A 16445-nucleotide genomic window follows, 5' to 3' on the forward strand; every position below is an offset into this window, starting at 1 on the left:
GATGGAGCAGGGGGCGCTACCGGGGATCGAGGAACATCATGCCGAGGCGCGGGCGGCTGCCGAACGGCGCGATGCGCTGTACCTCGAAATCGACGGCTGGGAAGGTCCGCTCGACCTGCTGCTCGATCTCGCGCGGCGTCAGAAGGTGGACCTGCGCACGATCTCGATCCTCGAACTGGTCGATGCCTACCTGACTTATGTCGAGGAGGCCGAGGCGCTGCGGCTGGAACTGGCCGCGGACTATCTGGTGATGGCGGCCTGGCTCGCCTACCTGAAATCCGCGATGCTCCTGCCCAAGGAGGAGCAGGAAGACCCCAGCCCCGAGGAACTGGCGTTGCGCCTGCAGATGCGTCTGCAACGCCTCGCCGCCATGCGTGAGGCGGCGGCGCGGCTGATGGGGCGTGACCGGTTGGGGCGCGACGTGTTCCTGCGCGGCGCGCCCGAAGGGCTGCGGGTGGAACGCAAGGCCCTGTGGCAGGCCTCTTGGTACGACCTTGTGCGGGCCTATGGGGACGTCAAAGTGCGTTCGCAGCCGGTGGTCCACATGGTGCGCGAACGCATGGTTATGAACCTCGACACTGCGATCGAGCGGGTGTCCTCGATGCTCGGCGTGGCGGTCGACTGGATGGAGCTGCGCGATTTCCTGCCGCCTGCGCACGACGCCTGGGCGAACCCGCAGCTGCGCCGGTCCGCGCTGGCCTCCAGCTTCGTCGCGGCGCTGGAACTGGCGCGCACGGGGCGGGCCGAGATCGTGCAGGAGCAGGTGTTCGGTCCGCTGCGGCTGAAAGCGATGCCTAGGGAGAGCCGGGCATGAGCGCGGGCGATCCGGCGCTCGATGCGCTTGTCCGGGCGGTCGAGGCGACCTTGTTTGCGGCGGAAACGCCGATGAGCGTGGAGCAGATTTCGACGCATCTTGGCGGCGCGGCGGTGCGACCGGCGCTGGTGGAATTGCAGCGCCATTACGCGATGCGCGGCGTGCATCTGGTCGAGCGCGGCAGGCGCTGGCACTTCGAGACCGCGCCCGATCTCGCGCACCTGTTGCGGCGCGAGAAGGAAGAGCCGCGCCGGTTGAGTCGGGCGGCCACCGAGGTGCTCGCCATCGTCGCCTATCACGAGCCGGTCAGCCGCGCGCAGATCGAGCAGATCCGCGGGGTGCAGACCGCCAAGGGCACGCTCGACGTGCTGATGGAGGCGGGCTGGGTGCGTGCGGCAGGGCGGCGCGAAGTGCCGGGACGCCCGGTGATCTATGCGACGACGCCCGAATTTCTCGACCATTTCGGCCTTGCCTCGCTGCGCGATCTTCCGGGTGTGGACGAGCTGCGCGCCTCGGGCCTGCTCGATCCGGTGGACGACGACATGATCGAGCGCGCGCTTGGTGGGGGCAGTGAAGGTCCCGATGAGGATCAGGACGATCACGCGACTGGGGACGAAGAGGGCCTGTAAGGCTTCCTGCGCAATAGTCGGGCTGGTATCGGGGCCGGAAAGTGCCTAGATGAATCGAGGTGGGCCCGGAATCGGGCATTCGATTACTGGAGTTAGGTTTATGGGTAGCTTGTCGATCTGGCACTGGCTGATCGTTCTGGTGATCGTGCTCGTGCTGTTCGGTCGCGGCCGCGTCTCGGAAATCATGGGTGAGTTCGGGAAGGGCATCAAGAGCTTCAAGGAAGGCGTGAACGAGGAAGAGGCGAAGAAGGGCACGGTAACGCCGCCGCCCGCGCCGGTGGCTCCGCCTGCGCAGATTACCTCGACGGAAGTTCCGCCTGTCGCGCCGCCAGTTGCCCCTCACGTCGGCACCACCGAAAACAAGACCGAGCAGAACTGACCGCAAGACCGAACGGATAACAGGCGATGTTCGACATCGGCGGCTCCGAATTACTGTTGATCGTCATCGTGGCGGTCGTGGTGATCGGCCCCAAGGATCTGCCCGTGGCGCTGCGCGTCGCGGGCCGGTGGATCGGCAAGATGCGCAAGGTCTCCAACCACTTCCGCGCCGGCATCGATGCCATGGTGCGCGAGGCGGAGCTGGAGGACATGGAGCGCAAGTGGCGTGAGCAGAACGAGGCGATCATGAAGGCCGCCCCGCAGCTGACCGGCACCGGCGCCGAAAGCGCAGAGGCGATGCAGCCGCCGATCGCGGAGCCCGATCCGGTGCCCCCGCTCCCGGCTGCCGCACCGGCACCGACGACGGCTGAGACCGCAACTCCGACGCCCGCAGCACCAGCGACGCCGGTGGCCGAAGCAAAGCCGTCCAGCGAACCGCAGCTCCCGCTCGATACCCCGCAGGAGCATCGCTGACGTGGCCTTTCGTATCTCCGACATCGACGATTCGCAGGCGCCGCTGCTTGAACATCTGGTCGAACTGCGCACGCGGCTGCTGCGGGCGTTCATGGCCTTCGCCGTGGCGTTCGCGGTGTGCTTCTATTTCTCGGGCAAGCTGATCGGTTTTCTCGTGCGTCCGCTGGTCGAGGCCGGGCAGGACAAGCTGATCTACACCAAGCTTTACGAGGCGTTCTTCGTCGAAGTGAAGGTGGCGCTGTTCGCGGCGGTCTTTGTCAGCTTCCCGGTGATTGCCAACCAGATCTGGGCGTTCGTGGCACCGGGGCTCTATGCCAAGGAAAAGCGGGCGTTCCTGCCGTTCCTGATCGCGACGCCGGTGCTGTTCACGATGGGCGGCGCGCTGGCCTACTATGTGGTGATGCCCACTGCGTTCCACTTCTTCCTGGGTTTTCAGGGGCAGACCGGCGGCCTCAAGCTCGAAGCGCTGCCGGGCACGGGCGACTATCTGGCGTTGGTGATGCAGTTCATCCTCGCCTTCGGGATCAGCTTCCTGATGCCGGTGCTGCTGATGCTGCTGAACCGCGCGGGGATCATCACCCGCGATCAGCTGAAGGGCGCGCGGCGCTACGCCATCGTCGGCATCTTCATTATCGCCGCCGTGGCCACGCCGCCCGATGTCGTCTCGCAGCTATTGCTCGCGGTGCCGTTGCTGATGCTGTTCGAGGGCACGCTGATCGTGATGTGGTTCACCGATCGGAGCGCGGCAAAGGCCAGGGCAGCGGAAGAGGCCGCTGCGGAAGCCGAAGCTCCTGCGGCCTGATACCGAGCATTTCTATCCGACATAAAAAAGGGCCGGTTTTTCCGGCCCTTTTTCGTATCAGCGGGGTTTGTCCTTGTCGCCTTCGCCGATGACGGTCTTGGCGTCCTCGGGCATGACCTTGTCCTGCGCGGCCTTGTCCTGCGCCGCGCTCCACGCCATCTGGCCGCCGATCCAGGTTTCCTCGACCCTGGCGATGCGCAACTGCTGCGGGGTGGCGGCGGTCGGGTCCTGATCGACGAACAGGAAGTCCGCGCGATAGCCCGGCGCGATACGGCCCAGCCGGTCGTCGGCGAGCAGTGCATGGGCACCCCCGGAGGTATAGGCCGTCAGCGCGGCCTCGCGGCCCAGCACTTCCTGCGGCTGCCATCCGCCGAACGGCTGGCCGCTGGCATCGGCGCGGCTGGTAGCCACGGCCATGCCGACGAAGGGGGCCGGAATACGCGCAGGGGTGCCTGAGCCGAAGGCCAGCGTCGCCCCGCCGGTCGCCACCGACTTCCACGCGAAAGCCTCGTTCAGACGCGGAGCGCCCAGCGCGGCCTCGGCCACGGTGCGCTCATCCGCCATGTCGCCCGGCTGCATCGCGACGGTGACGCCGGCCTTGCCGAGCCGCGCCACGTCGAGCGGGTCGATGGCATCGGCCCCTTCGATCCGCCAGCGCCGGTTGCCCTTGTAGGTGTCCGACAGTTCCTGGATCGAATCGAGCACGGTGCGCACGGCGGCATCGCCATTGGCCCGCACGGCAACCTGGAAGTTGTCGATTGCCGCGCGGCTCATCAGGTTGCCGAGCTGCGTCTCGTTCATCTGCGGCAACCCGCTGGACGCAGCGTCATCGGCATAGGGCTTGAGCAGCCACGCCCCGTGCGAACCGAGGCCGCCGTCGAGCGTCAGTTCCACGCCGTTCATCTTGAGCCGGTCGTCGTAGAGCCACGGCGAGGGGCCGGGGCCGCCGATCAGTGCCATGTCGGCCACATTGTCGGCATAGGCGACCACGCGCAGGCGCAGGCGTCCGGCGTCGGCGGCGCGGCGCATCGCCTGCCAGTCCTCGATCGAAGTGCCCATCGCCGAGACCGTGGTCACGCCCTGTGCCAGGAACAGCAGTTGCGCGCGGCCCAGCGCGGAATCGATATCCTCCGGGCGCGGGCGCGGCACTCTGGCTTCGACCGGGGTCATGGCGGTGGCCATGAGCACGCCGGACGGTTGCTTGCCGCCTGCGATCCGCTCGATCCGACCGCCCACAGGGTCCGTGCTGGCGGCAGAGACGCCGCCTTCCCGGAGTGCGGCGGAGTTCGCCCATCCGGCCTGTCCGTCGGCACTGAGCAGCCATGCCGGGCGCCCGCCGGTTACGCCGTCCAGGTCTTTCGCGCTCGGCATATGGCCGAGGCCCCAGGCGTTCTGGTCCCATCCGCGCCCGAGAATCCACGGCAGGTCGGGGTGGGCCGCAGCCCACGCCTGCACGCGCGAGAGGGCATCCTCCAGCGAGCGGGCCTGCGTCAGGTCGAGCGTCATCTTCGCGATGCCGGTGGCGATCACGTCTGCATCGGCATCGATCATGCCCGGCACCACGATGCGGTGCTTGCCGTCGAGCTTGTAGCGCACGCGCTCGGGCAGCTTGTCGCCGTGCTGGAACGTCTGCACCACGCGGCCATCGTCGCCGATCAGGAAAGCCTCGAAGCGGGCGATGCCGCCGTGGCCGTCGGGCGTCAGGCCCTGCACGTTGTCGATCAGCGTTCCGGTGGCGGGAACCTCCGGCACCTTCTTCTTGGCGAACGCGGTCGTCGGCAGCACACCGCAGAGCGCGGTGGCGAGGAACAGGGCGCGCAGGGCGCCGCTCTTGGATGTCACTTGGAGCCTTTCCGTGGCAATCGCTTGATGATGGCGCTGGTATCCAGACGCCCGCCGCCCATCGCCTGGATGTCGGCATAGAACTGATCGATCAGGGCTGCGACCGGCATCGACACGCCAAGGCTGCGGCCCTCTTCCATCGAGAGGCCCAGATCCTTGCGCATCCAGTCGATGGCGAAGCCGAAGTCGAAGCGGTCCTCGTTCATCGAATGCCAGCGGTTGTCCATCTGCCAGGACTGTGCGGCGCCGCCCGAGATCGCCTCGTAGACCTTCTCCATGTCGAGGTGCGAGGCCTGCGCGAAGCGGACCGCTTCGGCCAGCGCGGCGACGTTGCCCGCGATGCAGATCTGGCAGGCCATCTTGGCGGTCTGCCCCGCACCTGCCTTGCCGACGTGGACGATACGGGCCGAATAGGCCTCCATCACCGGCTTTGCACGCTCAACGGCATCCTTGCGGCCTCCGCACATCAGCGTGAGCGTGCCGCGCTCGGCGCCGATCTGCGATCCGGTCATCGGCGCATCGATGCAGTGCAGGTGCAGATCGCGCGCCTCGACCGAGATCTGCCGGGCGATCCGCGCCGAGACGGTGGTATGGTCGATGAACACGCTGCCCGGCGCCATGGCCCGGAACACGCCGTGGGGGCCAAGCACCACTTCGGCCAGATCGTCGTCATTGCCGACGCAGGTGATGACGACATCGGCGCCGCGCGCGGCGTCGGCGGGGTCTGTCGCGACGCGCACCGCGAATTGCGGGTTTGCCGCCTGCCACGCGGCGATGCGGCCGGGCGAGCGGTTGTAGATCGTCAGTTCGTGGCCGGCCTCGGCGATGTGGCGCGCGATCGCGCTGCCCATCACGCCCAGGCCGAGGAAGGAAACCTTGCGTCGTTCGCTCATGCGATCCGTCTTCTACTGCTTTGGCCGCGATTGCAAATCGGCTTCGCGGTGGATTCGGAAATGTTCCGTACGCGCGTGAGTTGCGCATTTTTCTTTCATCACCGCCCCCTCTTCGCTTTTCATCCGTTCCGCTTTCCGGTAGTCGCGCCTGCACTATGGAACAGCCAGAGCTACAGATCGCTACGGCCCCCGAAAGGGCGCTGCTGACCGCAGAGGACGTTCGCGGAGCGGCTCGGCGAATTAGCGGCAAGGTCGTTCGCACGCCGACGATGCACAGCAAGACGCTGAGCGCGATTACCGGCGCCGACATCTGGCTCAAGTTCGAGAACCTGCAGTTCACCGCCGCCTACAAGGAGCGCGGGGCGCTCAACGCGCTGATGTTGCTGGAGGATTCGCGCAAGGCCCGTGGTGTGATCGCCGCGTCTGCAGGCAACCACGCACAGGGGCTGTCGTATCACGGCACGCGTCTGGGCGTGCCGGTCACGATCGTCATGCCGCGCACCACGCCGATGGTGAAGGTGATGCAGACCGAGAGCGTGGGCGGCAAGGTCGTGCTCGAAGGCGAGACCTTCGACGAGGCCTATGCCCATGCCCGCAAGCTGGAAACCGAGCTGGGCCTCACTTTCCTGCATCCGTTCGACGATCCGCATGTCGCCGCAGGGCAGGGTACGGTCGCGCTCGAAATGCTCGAGGATGTGCCCGAGATCGATACGCTGGTGCTGCCGGTGGGCGGTGGCGGCCTTGCCACCGGCATGGGCACGATCGCGCGGGACATCCGCCCGGACATTCGCCTGATCGGTGTCGAGGCACAGCTCTATCCCTCGATGTTCAACCTGCTCAAGGGCACGCGTCTGCCGGTCGGCGGCGATACGCTGGCGGAAGGTATCGCGGTGGCGGAGCCGGGGCATTTTACCTCGAAGGTGCTGAAGGAATCGCTCGACGATTTCCTGCTCGTCAGCGAGGCCAGCATCGAAAGCTCGCTGGCGCTGTTGCTGCAGATCGAGAAGACGCTGGTCGAAGGCGCGGGCGCGGTCGGCCTTGCCGCCGTGCGCGACAACCCGGAACTGTTCGCCGGTCGCAAGGTGGGCATCGTGCTGTCGGGCGGCAATATCGACACTCGCCTGCTGGCGAACGTGTTGCTGCGCGATCTGGCTCGCTCGGGCCGTCTCGCACGGTTGAAGATCGGCCTTCAGGATCGTGCAGGCGCGCTGTTCAAGGTGGCCAAGGTCTTCCACGAGCACAACGTCAACATCATCGAAGTCTTCCACCAGCGCATCTTCACGCACCTGCCCGCCAAAGGTCTCGTCACCGAGATCGAGTGCGAGGCGCGCGACAGTGCGCAGCTTCACGCCCTGATCGGAAGCCTTCGCCGCGAAGGCTACGAAGTGAAGCTGGTCGAGACCGAGTAGGGAGAGGCGGGCGCGCGCCCGGTCCGCAGACGCCCCGAGCCGGCTTCAGACCGGCCGTGGGCAGATCGGAGCGCGCCCGCACGATCTCTACCGGAAACCACTTTGCGTCCTGAAGCATTGCAAAGGGTGAACGTTTCGCTCTGACGTAGCCGGATGTGCAGGTATCGCAGGCTGTTTGTTAACGTTTGTCGGTGCCTTCTGGGCTGAGGAACGCCCCGAACCGGGACAGGAGAGTACGTCAGAGTGCCATCCTGGGGCAAATTCGGACCCGATGGCTCCGAATTTGTGGTTAAGGCTCTTTCAAGCCGGTGCCAGTGTGGCATATTTGGCTTTCAGGCGCAGGGCGTAGACCCCATTGGCAGGGCAAAAGCCCGAATAAAGGACAGCAGGCCTCGTGACGGCTCCGGTTCGATTTCCCCGCTTCTTCGTGACGAGCCCCGCGCCGTGCCCCTATCTGCCGGGCCGCAGTGAGCGCAAGGTATTCACGGAACTCAAGGGGCCGCAGGCGGATTCGCTCAACGATGCGCTGGGCCGGATCGGCTTCCGTCGCAGCCAGACCGTCGCCTATCGTCCCTCGTGCCTTGACTGCAACGCTTGCGTTTCCGTGCGCGTGGTAACGGGTGAATTTGCGCCGTCTGCTTCGCAGAAGCGCACGATGAAGCGCCATGATGACCTGATCGTCACCGTCTGCCGTCCCTGGTCCACCAGCGAGCAGTTCGAACTGCTCCAGCGCTATCTCGCCTCGCGCCATCCCGATGGCGGCATGGCGAACATGGACGAGGTCGATTTCGCCGACATGGTGGAGCATACGCCGGTCACGACATATTTCATCGAATATCGCGAGCCGTCCACGGACGGTATCTCCCCCGGTCGCCTCATCGGCGCCTGCCTGACCGATCGGCAATGCGATGGGCTTTCGATGATCTACAGCTTCTACGAGCCCGATCATCCGGCACGCGGCAGCCTTGGTAATTTCATCATCCTCGACCATATCCGACGCGCCGGGGAGATGGGGCTGGATTACGTCTACCTTGGCTATTGGGTCGAGGGGTCTGGGCGGATGCAGTACAAGATCCGCTACCGCCCGATGGAGCGCCTTGGTCGCAACGGTTGGGAACGGATCGGCTGCGAGGAGCATGACCGGCTGATTGCGGGGGCCGTGGCGCCGCGCAAGGACAGCGATGAGCCTGTCTCGCATGGCGCCAAAGACGGAATGCCGCGCGTCGGCATCTGATCGAGGCCGCCAGATACTTTTCAGGCGCCGTTGTCAGGTGTCGTCGGGCCGGGCGTAAAGCGCCGCCTCTTCCGCGCGGCGGCGGCGCAGTCCTTCCATCGCCCGGCCGCCTGCATTGATCCAGCGCAGGAATTCGGCCCGTACGCCTTCATGGTCGCCCGCGCGGTGTTTGCGGGTGAGAGTGGCGCTGGCGATCTGCCCCGTGTTGTAATGGAAGGACACGAGGGCATCGAACTGGTTGCCGGTGGTGGGCGCTGAACCGATCGCGCGGCTTACTTCCCTGGCGAACCGCTGAAGATCGCTTTCCAGACGGGCATCGCATTGCGCCTGTGTCCATACTGTTCCGCGCACGATGCCTGGCCCGGTCGCGCCCCAGCCGATCGTCCATGGCGCTCCGCCTGTACCGGGATCGGGATACGCCTCTATCCTGCCATCGCTGCGTTTGCGTGCGCAGCCCTCCCATTTTCGGACGAGCGCGATTCCGGCCGCACCGACAGGGCGAACGGAGGCGGCCAGCGATTTGAATTCGCTCTTGATGGCAACGGCTGGCGCGAAAGTGGCGGACATGGGCAGGACTCCGGCTCAAGAGGGTGGCCGAGGGAATCCTGCACAGGTGTCCCGGTTGTAGGACAGTTACCGTCTTGTAAAGCTTGCTGTGCCGCCCGGGCCGGGGTCACAGCTTCTTCAGGACGGCATCGACAGGCAGCGCCAGACTTTCCTTGCCGGCCACGGCGTCGCCGGACAGGGTGGCGGTGCTGCCGTCGGGCGCGGTGACCGTGATCACGTCGCCGGTCCTGGTGAAGGTGAGCGTCGTTCCTGCCATGTCGGTCATGGTCGCAGCCGCCTTGCTGCCGCTGGCCTCGATCGCGGCGGCGATGTCGTCGCGGGTTACATAGCCGGGCAGGATGTGTGCCTTGAGCAGCGCGGCGAGCGCGGACTGGTCGGTCGAGCCGGTGATTGCCTTTGTGGCATCGCCCGCCGCCGCGAAGGCATCGTCGCTGGGGGCGAGCAGGGTATAGCTGGCCTTGCCTGCGAACACTTCGTCAAGCCCGGTAGTCTTGAGAGCTTCCGCCACCGTCTGGAGGCCTGCGGCATTGTCGAGCGCATCGGGAAGCGAGGTATCGCCGGGGACGACAGCGGCCAGATCTTCTGCCGCACTGGTGGAGGCATCGGCGCTGGGCGTCCTGCCGGAACAGGCAGAAAGCCCTGCTGCCAGCAGCAGGACAAAGGCGGTGGTGCGGGGTGTCATGCGCATAGGGGGCTGTCCTTGCTCTGGCCGTCAGTCGAGCATTTCGATGGCGGCGCGCACCATCCGGGTTTTCGGGTCGAGTTGGTAGATATATCCGTCGCTGTAGCGATAGAGCGCGTCTGGCCCGTCAACGTACTGGTCGCGATAGCCATAGGGCACGTTGTAGATGTCATAGCCGGCAGGCATCACCTTGCCGACCGCGATGGTGTTTCCCGTCAGCAGCGCGGCAATGGCGGTTATCGCATTGCCCTGCGGGTTCACGCGGTAAAGTGCATCGTCGTAATAACGATAGGTGTCCGCTGCCCCCAGACCGAAATAGGTGCTGTAATAGTCGGGCAAGGCAGCGCTCTGCACAGCGGCAGGCCAGATCGCGCCGACGGCCAGCGCCCCACCCAGCAGTGGCACATAGCTGGCGACGGTGTTTCCGGTGCCCATGCGCAGCAGGTAGCCATCCGAGTACGTATAGGCCTGATTGCGGTCATAATCGCGCAAGTACCAGTCAGGCTGGCTCCAGGCGCTCGGCGGTGCCGGGGTGGCGAGCGAGGCAGGCAGAATTGAAGGCGTCGGTGGGGCGCAATTCGGCCCCTTGGTCAGGGCCGGAGGGCACCCCTGCAACGTCTGTCGCTGGTCCAGCGCACCCCAGTCGAACGCCTTGCGGTCGGTGACGACCCGGACGCGGGTGTTGGTGGGCACCTGAAAGGCACTGCCATGGGCGTCGCGAAAGCGGCTCTGCTTGAGGTCATGGCGCAGCGCGCGACGGGCTGCTGCGCGGCGCTCGGTGTGGGCCGCTTCACTTCGCGCGCTGCCGTGTGGCTCGGGATGCGGCACGGTTGCGACTGCGGAAGGCGCGGCAGGCTGCGATACGGTTTGCGATGATGCCTGACCGCCGCGATCCGAGACGGGCGTTCCGGCACGCCCGGCGTTCGTCGATCCCGCGCTGGTATCGCGATCTTTCGAGGAAGCGGGTTGGGCGGTCTGGTGTGCAGGACCGGTCATGCCGGAGCCGGGCGATCTGGTTGCCGGTGCCGTCTGTCCACCTTGTTGGGAATTGTCCTCCTGGCGAGGCTTCCCCGATGCTGTCGCGGCGGTGGCAGGATTGTGGGCTCCATTCGCAGCGTCCTGATCGTGCGGAGCAGCCTGAATTTGCGTTCCTGACTGAGCGCTAGCCACGGTGCTCAAGGCCAGCGAAGCCGTGGCGGTGCCGACCGAGAGGGCGATGAGCACGGGCCGCAGGGCCGGGACGGGAACGGTCGGTCGCATCGGGCATCTCCTCTGGCCAGAGCAAACGCGGAAGCGTCCTGTCAGGTTCCTCCCCGTCGGGTGCTCTCCGGCTGTGGCGAGAGGTTCGATGGCCTTGCCGTGATGAACCAAGGCTTGCCGACCGGTGTCGGCTCGACGTTCGTGGCGAGTGTTTGCAAACAAAAGGAAAGGGCGTCCGGATCGCTCCGGACGCCCCCCTCGGTGATCTCTTCTTTCCGTGCTCGCAAGAGCGCAGAAAAGCGCGATCAGGCGCTGTAGTACATGTCGAACTCGACGGCCGACGGCGTGGTTTCCCAGCGCAGCACTTCGGGCCACTTGAGTTCGAGGTAGGCTTCGATCTGGTCCTCGGTGAACACGCCGCCTTCGAGAAGGAAGGCGTGGTCGGCCTGGAGCGATTCGAGAGCTTCACGCAAGGATCCGCACACGGTCGGAACTTCGGCGAGCTCTGCCGGCGGCAGGTCGTAGAGGTTCTTGTCCATGGCTTCGCCGGGGTGGATCTTGTTCTTGATGCCGTCGAGGCCAGCCATCAGCAGCGAGGCGTAGCACAGGTACGGGTTGGCCATCGCGTCGGGGAAGCGGAATTCCACGCGCTTTGCCTTGGTGCCGGCACCGTAGGGGATGCGGCACGAGGCCGAACGGTTGCGCGCCGAGTAGGCGAGCAGAACCGGAGCTTCGTAACCCGGAACTAGGCGCTTGTAGCTGTTGGTGGTCGGGTTGGTGAAGGCGTTCAGGGCCTTGGCGTGCTTGATGACACCGCCGATGAAGTACAGGCAGGTCTCCGACAGACCGGCATAGCCGTTGCCCGCGAAGGTGTTCTCGCCCTCGTTCCAGATCGAGATATGCGTGTGCATACCCGAGCCGTTGTCCTTCATGATCGGCTTGGGCATGAACGTTGCCGTCTTGCCGTAAGCCTGTGCGACCATCTGCACGACGTACTTGTAGATCTGCATCCGGTCAGCGGTGGTGACGAGCTTGCCGAAGGTCAGGCCGAGCTCGTGCTGGGCAGCCGCCACTTCGTGGTGGTGCTTGTCGCAGGGCAGACCCATCTCGATCATGGTCGAGACCATCTCTGCACGGATGTCGACAGCCGAATCGACCGGCGCGACCGGGAAGTAGCCGCCCTTGGCACGCGGGCGGTGGCCCAGGTTGCCGACTTCGTATTCCTTGGCGGTGTTGGTCGGCAGCTCGATGTCGTCGATCTTGAAGCCGTTGCCGTCGTAGCCGTCGTAGAACTTCACGTCGTCGAACATGAAGAACTCGGCCTCGGGGCCGACGAACACGGTGTCGCCGAAACCGGCCGACTTGACGAACGATTCGGCGCGCTTGGCGGTCGAACGCGGGTCACGGGCGTAAAGCTCGCCGGTCGAAGGCTCGACGATGTCGCAGAACAGGATCATCATCGGGGTGGCCGAGAACGGATCGGTGTAGACGGCTTCGAGGTCGGGCTTGAGGATCATGTCCGACTCGTTGATGGCCTTCCAGCCTTCGATCGACGAACCGTCGAACATCAGGCCGTCTTCGAGCTCGTCCTCACCCAGGACGCTCGAAACCATGGTCAGGTGCTGCCACTTGCCCTTGGGGTCGGTGAAGCGAAGATCGACCCACTCGATCTCCTCGTCCTTGATCTTCTTCAGGACGTCCTTTGCAGTTGCCATCGGCTTGGTACTCCAGTGTTGCTCCCCCGATCCCGGAGAAGTCGTGAGGGTATTGGCTGTCCGGTCGGCCGGCCCCCCTGCCAGCGTGAACCCGGTCCGGTTTCAACCGGAAATGTATGACCGGCGATCCCGGCCCAGGCCTCCCATCCCATCGTCGTGACGCGGCCGGAGCCGGGCAAGCGCGATGCGATGGATGCCGGTCGGAACCGGGACGGTGCGCGGCTTAGAGCGCGTCGTCGTCCCGCTCGCCGGTGCGGATGCGCACGGCGGTCTCGATCGCGGTGACGAAGATCTTGCCGTCGCCGATGCGCCCGGTCTGGGCGGCGTCGGCAATGGCTTCCACCACGCGGTCGGCCAGAGCGTCGGGAACGACGACTTCAAGCTTCACCTTGGGCAGGAAATCGACGACGTATTCGGCGCCGCGATAAAGCTCGGTGTGGCCTTTCTGGCGGCCGAACCCCTTGGCTTCGGTGACGGTAATGCCCGACACGCCCACTTCGTGGAGGGCTTCCTTCACCTCGTCCAGCTTGAACGGCTTGATGATGGCTTCGATCTTCTTCACGCGTATTCGGACCTTTTGCATGTGCTCTCGGACGGCGAATTTGGTGCTGTCCGCGACCAGATGCCTCGCGCGCGAATCCAATCAAGATTCGTGCCAAGGCCAATGCGCTCTTGGTAGGACATGGAAGGGGTCGCGAAAAGAGCGGAATTGCACGATTTGCCGGGTCAACTAACGATTGTGCCCGTTTTTCTGCATCGCGATCGCGCAAGGATTGTTCAAGATTTGTGCAGGTGCTGCCTTGAAATTGTGCATCTGCGTCGAGGAGGGCAATTAGCGGGCAATTATCGCGTAGACCCGGCGCGGGCATGAAAAAGCCGTCCATCTGTGAGGATGAACGGCTATTGCGTGCATATGAAACTTTTATGAAGCTTCGCGCAGGAAAGTTCGCGCGCCTGCGATCACCCCAGTCGCAGGCCTGCGGTCTCGGGCAGGCCCGCCATGATATTGAGGTTCTGGACAGCAGCGCCGCTCGCCCCCTTGCCGAGATTGTCGAGGCGGGCAGCGAGGCGTGCCTGCCTGCCGTCGGCTGCGGCGAAGACCGAGAGTTCCAGCGTATCCACAGGCTGCATCGAGGGGCGCAGCAGCAGTTCGCTCGGGCGCTCCTCGCTGACCGAGACCACAGGGCTGCCGCGATAGGCCTCGACAAGTGCCGCGTGCAGCACGTCGGGCGAAGCGGCATTGGGCATGGCTTCGAGATGCAGCGGAACTTCGACCAGCATGCCCCGGTGCGCGGGCACCACGGCGGGCGCGAAGATCGGGGCGATGGTGATGCCGGTGTGCGTCTGCATTTCGGGCACGTGCTTGTGGCCCATCGCCAGACCATAGGCGCGATAGGCGATGTCGGTGTCTTCCTCGAACCGGGCGATCAGCGCCTTGCCGCCGCCCGAGTAGCCCGAAACCGCATGGCAGACATAAGGCCACTCGCGCGGGAGCATTCCTGCCGAGGCCAGCGGAGCCAGCAGGCCGATGAAGCCGGTGGGATAGCAGCCCGGATTGCTGACGCGCTTGGATTGCGCGATCAGGTCATGCCCGATCACCTCGGGGAAGCCGTAGGTCCAGCCGATCGCGGTGCGGTGGGCGGAGCTGGCGTCGATCACGCGGGTACGATCGTTGCGGATCATCGCCACCGAATCGCGCGCGGCATCGTCGGGCAGGCACAGGATCACGAAGTCGGCGTCGTTGATCGCCTCGGTGCGGGCGGCCTCGTCCTTGCGGCGGGCCTCGTCCAGCGTAATCAGCGCGAATTCCTCGCGGCCCGCGAGCCGCTCGGCGATTTCGAGGCCGGTGGTGCCGGCAGCACCGTCGATGAATACGCTGTGGATCGTCATGCCGAAATCACTTCCAGTTCGCCAAGGGCTACGTAGCCGACCGGACCGTCTTCGCCGAGCTGGCCCCAGGCCCATGCTCCGGCGATGTCGAGAACCTCGAAGGTGGCGCCTTCGTCGAGCGTGCAGATGGTCTCGCCATCCGCATGGCCGGTAGCGCGCAGCACGGCACCGGCGCGCGCGCTATGCGGCATCGGCACGGCATAGTGCGGCACGAAGTAGCGACCGGCGAGGCGGATATGCGCCAGATCGCCGCGCACCGGCAGATGGCCGGGCTCCACCGAGACGCTCGGGCCGGTCATGGCAAGCATGCCGTCGATCGCATAGGGGCGGTTCTGGGTATCCTGGGTCGCCAAGGCGCGTCATTCTCCGTGTTCTGGGATGCGCGCGCTTAGCCTTGGACCGTCGATTCCGCAAGGTTTGCGTCGAATTGGGCCAAGCCTGTGGCGAAATTGCCATCGGGCAGGGCCTTTGCGACCCCGCCCGACGACTTCTATTTCATGCCGTAGCGGGCCTTGAGCATGTGCCATGCAGCGCGCAGGGCCAGCGCTTCGCCGCCCTTGGGCCGACCGGGCTTGGAGGAGGGACGCCAGGCGAAGGTGTCGAAATGCGCCCAGTCGATCCCTTCGGGCACGAAGCGGTCCATGAACAGCGCAGCGGTGACGGCGCCTGCGAACCCGCCCGATCCGGCGTTGTTGATATCGGCCACGTCGCTTTTCAGCATTTCGCGATAGCCGTCGTGCAGCGGCAGGCGCCAGACGGGATCGTCATACGCGGTGCCTGCATCGAGCAGTCCTTGCGCGGTTTCGTCGCGGCGCGCGAACAGCGCGGGCAGATCGGGGCCGAGCGCCACGCGGGCGGCACCGGTCAGCGTCGCGAAATCGAGCAGGAGATCGGGCTTGGCCTCGCCCGCGCGGGTCAGCGCATCGCCCAGGATCAGGCGGCCTTCGGCATCGGTATTGCCGATCTCGACCGAGATCTTCGCGCGGCTACGCAGCACGTCGCCGGGGCGGAAGGCATTGCCCGAGATTGCGTTCTCGACCGCAGGCACCACCAGATGCAGCCGCACCGGCAGGCGCGCGGTCATCACCAGCTTCGCCAGTGCGATGGCATGGGCCGCGCCGCCCATGTCCTTCTTCATCAGCAGCATGCCTGCCGAGGGCTTGATGTCGAGGCCGCCCGAATCGAAGCATACGCCCTTGCCGATGATGGCGAGGCGCGGATGGGCCGGATCGCCCCACTCCAGTTCGATCAGGCGCGGGGCATGACTGCGGCCCGCCGCGCGGCCGACGGCATGGACCATGGGATAATCGCGCTCCAGCACGTCCCCGCGCACGACCTTCACGTCTGCGCGGTGTGCCTTGCCCAGGGCCTCGATCTCGGCTTCGAGCTGGGCAGGCCCCATGTCCTCGGGCGGCGTGTTGACGAGATCGCGCACCAGCTCGACGGCTTCCGCCTCGGCGATGGTCGCCTCGATCCCGGCGACGGCAGTGGTGAGGAGGACGCGCGGGCCTTCCTCGGACGGTTCGCTGAGGTAGCGGTCGAAGGCGTATTGGCCGAGGATCCAGCCGATACCAGCCACCATGGGCTCGGCGCCGGTGCAGCGATAGGTTCCGGCGGGGAGCACCTCGGCGAGTTTCGCAAGGCACCAGGTGCCGGGCGCAGCGGCATCGGTCACGCCTGCGGCGACGAACCAGCCTTCGCCATCGGGCACGATCGCATGGCTGCCGGGCGAGGCCTTGAACTTCTGCGCCTCCAGCGCGGCACGCTGGCCGCCGCTGCGGGCCTTCACGAAGGCGTCGAGCCCGGCCTTGTCCACAAGGTGGATCGCCGTTGCGCTCTGTCCGCGGTCAGGTTGTATCAATGCGGGCTTTATCAAAGGGGTCTTTTCGCTCATGTCGGGGGTGATCCTAGTCCCG

17 protein-coding genes are annotated in these 16445 nt (G+C 65.7%); 7 read left to right on the top strand and 10 right to left on the bottom strand.

Translation table 11 applies throughout. From position 1 onward, the window contains the following. The first annotated feature begins 1 nt into the window (after position 1). From AC3EC3_RS13965 to tatC, 5 genes are all read left to right on the top strand, one after another. Entirely contained in the window at positions 2–814 is an 813-nt protein-coding gene (locus tag AC3EC3_RS13965; RefSeq protein WP_488490208.1) for a segregation and condensation protein A, read from the top strand. Further along, positions 811–1443 carry an SMC-Scp complex subunit ScpB gene (scpB, locus tag AC3EC3_RS13970; RefSeq protein WP_488490209.1) on the top strand — a complete coding sequence of 211 codons (633 nt, stop codon included), beginning with the start codon at positions 811–813 and terminating at the stop codon, positions 1441–1443. The genes AC3EC3_RS13965 and scpB overlap by 4 nt, the downstream gene beginning before the upstream one ends. A gap of 100 nt (positions 1444–1543) precedes the next feature. Further along, positions 1544–1822 carry a twin-arginine translocase TatA/TatE family subunit gene (locus AC3EC3_RS13975; protein WP_488490210.1) on the top strand — a complete coding sequence of 93 codons (279 nt, stop codon included), beginning with the start codon at positions 1544–1546 and terminating at the stop codon, positions 1820–1822. 26 nt (positions 1823–1848) lie between these two features. Continuing rightward, on the top strand, positions 1849–2295 hold the full coding sequence (tatB, locus tag AC3EC3_RS13980) for a Sec-independent protein translocase protein TatB (RefSeq protein WP_488490211.1): 447 nt from the start codon (positions 1849–1851) through the stop codon (positions 2293–2295). Between the two features lies 1 nt (position 2296). Further along, on the top strand, positions 2297–3097 hold the full coding sequence (gene tatC / locus AC3EC3_RS13985; protein ID WP_488490212.1) for a twin-arginine translocase subunit TatC: 801 nt from the start codon (positions 2297–2299) through the stop codon (positions 3095–3097). 57 nt (positions 3098–3154) lie between these two features. On the opposite strand, the gene AC3EC3_RS13990 is transcribed toward tatC, so the two are convergent. Further along, on the bottom strand, positions 3155–4939 hold the full coding sequence (locus tag AC3EC3_RS13990) for an amidohydrolase (protein WP_488490213.1): 1785 nt from the start codon (positions 4937–4939) through the stop codon (positions 3155–3157). Further along, entirely contained in the window at positions 4936–5832 is an 897-nt protein-coding gene (locus AC3EC3_RS13995) for an NAD(P)-dependent oxidoreductase (RefSeq protein WP_488490214.1), read from the bottom strand. Before AC3EC3_RS13995 ends, AC3EC3_RS13990 begins: the two co-directional genes overlap by 4 nt. A 155-nt stretch (positions 5833–5987) precedes the next feature. Between AC3EC3_RS13995 and AC3EC3_RS14000 the strand changes: the two genes are divergently transcribed. Beyond that, entirely contained in the window at positions 5988–7241 is a 1254-nt protein-coding gene (locus tag AC3EC3_RS14000; protein ID WP_488490215.1) for a threonine ammonia-lyase, read from the top strand. Positions 7242–7635: 394 nt separating this feature from the next. Continuing rightward, entirely contained in the window at positions 7636–8475 is an 840-nt protein-coding gene (locus AC3EC3_RS14005) for an arginyltransferase (RefSeq protein ID WP_488490216.1), read from the top strand. Between the two features lie 33 nt (positions 8476–8508). On the opposite strand, the gene AC3EC3_RS14010 is transcribed toward AC3EC3_RS14005, so the two are convergent. From AC3EC3_RS14010 to AC3EC3_RS14045, 8 genes are all read right to left on the bottom strand, one after another. Then, positions 8509–9042: a lysozyme gene (locus AC3EC3_RS14010; protein WP_488490217.1), complete on the bottom strand. Its 534-nt coding sequence runs from the start codon at positions 9040–9042 to the stop codon at positions 8509–8511. Positions 9043–9148: 106 nt separating this feature from the next. Continuing rightward, entirely contained in the window at positions 9149–9730 is a 582-nt protein-coding gene (locus AC3EC3_RS14015; protein WP_488490218.1) for a fasciclin domain-containing protein, read from the bottom strand. A 24-nt stretch (positions 9731–9754) separates the two neighbouring features. Further along, the gene (locus AC3EC3_RS14020; protein ID WP_488490219.1) at positions 9755–10720 is read right to left on the bottom strand and encodes a hypothetical protein; all 966 of its coding nucleotides are present in this window, start codon (positions 10718–10720) and stop codon (positions 9755–9757) included. Between the two features lie 509 nt (positions 10721–11229). Continuing rightward, positions 11230–12639, bottom strand: a complete 1410-nt coding sequence (glnA, locus tag AC3EC3_RS14025; RefSeq protein ID WP_488490220.1) for a type I glutamate--ammonia ligase — start codon at positions 12637–12639, stop codon at positions 11230–11232. A gap of 223 nt (positions 12640–12862) precedes the next feature. Beyond that, positions 12863–13201, bottom strand: a complete 339-nt coding sequence (locus AC3EC3_RS14030) for a P-II family nitrogen regulator (protein WP_260926643.1) — start codon at positions 13199–13201, stop codon at positions 12863–12865. Between the two features lie 398 nt (positions 13202–13599). Continuing rightward, on the bottom strand, positions 13600–14529 hold the full coding sequence (gene argC, locus AC3EC3_RS14035; RefSeq protein ID WP_488490221.1) for an N-acetyl-gamma-glutamyl-phosphate reductase: 930 nt from the start codon (positions 14527–14529) through the stop codon (positions 13600–13602). Next, a complete protein-coding gene (locus AC3EC3_RS14040; protein ID WP_488490222.1) occupies positions 14526–14882 on the bottom strand; it encodes an SH3 domain-containing protein in 357 nt (118 codons plus the stop codon). Before AC3EC3_RS14040 ends, argC begins: the two co-directional genes overlap by 4 nt. Before the next feature lie 137 nt (positions 14883–15019). Then, positions 15020–16423 (bottom strand): leucyl aminopeptidase family protein, encoded by a 1404-nt coding sequence (locus tag AC3EC3_RS14045; protein ID WP_488490223.1) that lies wholly within the window; start codon positions 16421–16423, stop codon positions 15020–15022. Positions 16424–16445 lie beyond the last annotated feature (22 nt).

It is taken from the genome of Novosphingobium sp. BAM6, from assembly GCF_057784955.1.

Coding starts and splice junctions, on each gene's coding strand:
- AC3EC3_RS13965 (WP_488490208.1), top strand. CDS start 2: ATGGAGCAGGGGGCGCTACCGGGGATCGAGGAACATCATGCCGAGGCG.
- scpB (WP_488490209.1), top strand. CDS start 811: ATGAGCGCGGGCGATCCGGCGCTCGATGCGCTTGTCCGGGCGGTCGAG.
- AC3EC3_RS13975 (WP_488490210.1), top strand. CDS start 1,544: ATGGGTAGCTTGTCGATCTGGCACTGGCTGATCGTTCTGGTGATCGTG.
- tatB (WP_488490211.1), top strand. CDS start 1,849: ATGTTCGACATCGGCGGCTCCGAATTACTGTTGATCGTCATCGTGGCG.
- AC3EC3_RS13995 (WP_488490214.1), bottom strand. CDS start 5,832: ATGAGCGAACGACGCAAGGTTTCCTTCCTCGGCCTGGGCGTGATGGGC.
- AC3EC3_RS14000 (WP_488490215.1), top strand. CDS start 5,988: ATGGAACAGCCAGAGCTACAGATCGCTACGGCCCCCGAAAGGGCGCTG.
- AC3EC3_RS14010 (WP_488490217.1), bottom strand. CDS start 9,042: ATGTCCGCCACTTTCGCGCCAGCCGTTGCCATCAAGAGCGAATTCAAA.
- AC3EC3_RS14015 (WP_488490218.1), bottom strand. CDS start 9,730: ATGCGCATGACACCCCGCACCACCGCCTTTGTCCTGCTGCTGGCAGCA.
- AC3EC3_RS14020 (WP_488490219.1), bottom strand. CDS start 10,720: ATGACCGGTCCTGCACACCAGACCGCCCAACCCGCTTCCTCGAAAGAT.
- glnA (WP_488490220.1), bottom strand. CDS start 12,639: ATGGCAACTGCAAAGGACGTCCTGAAGAAGATCAAGGACGAGGAGATC.
- argC (WP_488490221.1), bottom strand. CDS start 14,529: ATGACGATCCACAGCGTATTCATCGACGGTGCTGCCGGCACCACCGGC.
- AC3EC3_RS14045 (WP_488490223.1), bottom strand. CDS start 16,423: ATGAGCGAAAAGACCCCTTTGATAAAGCCCGCATTGATACAACCTGAC.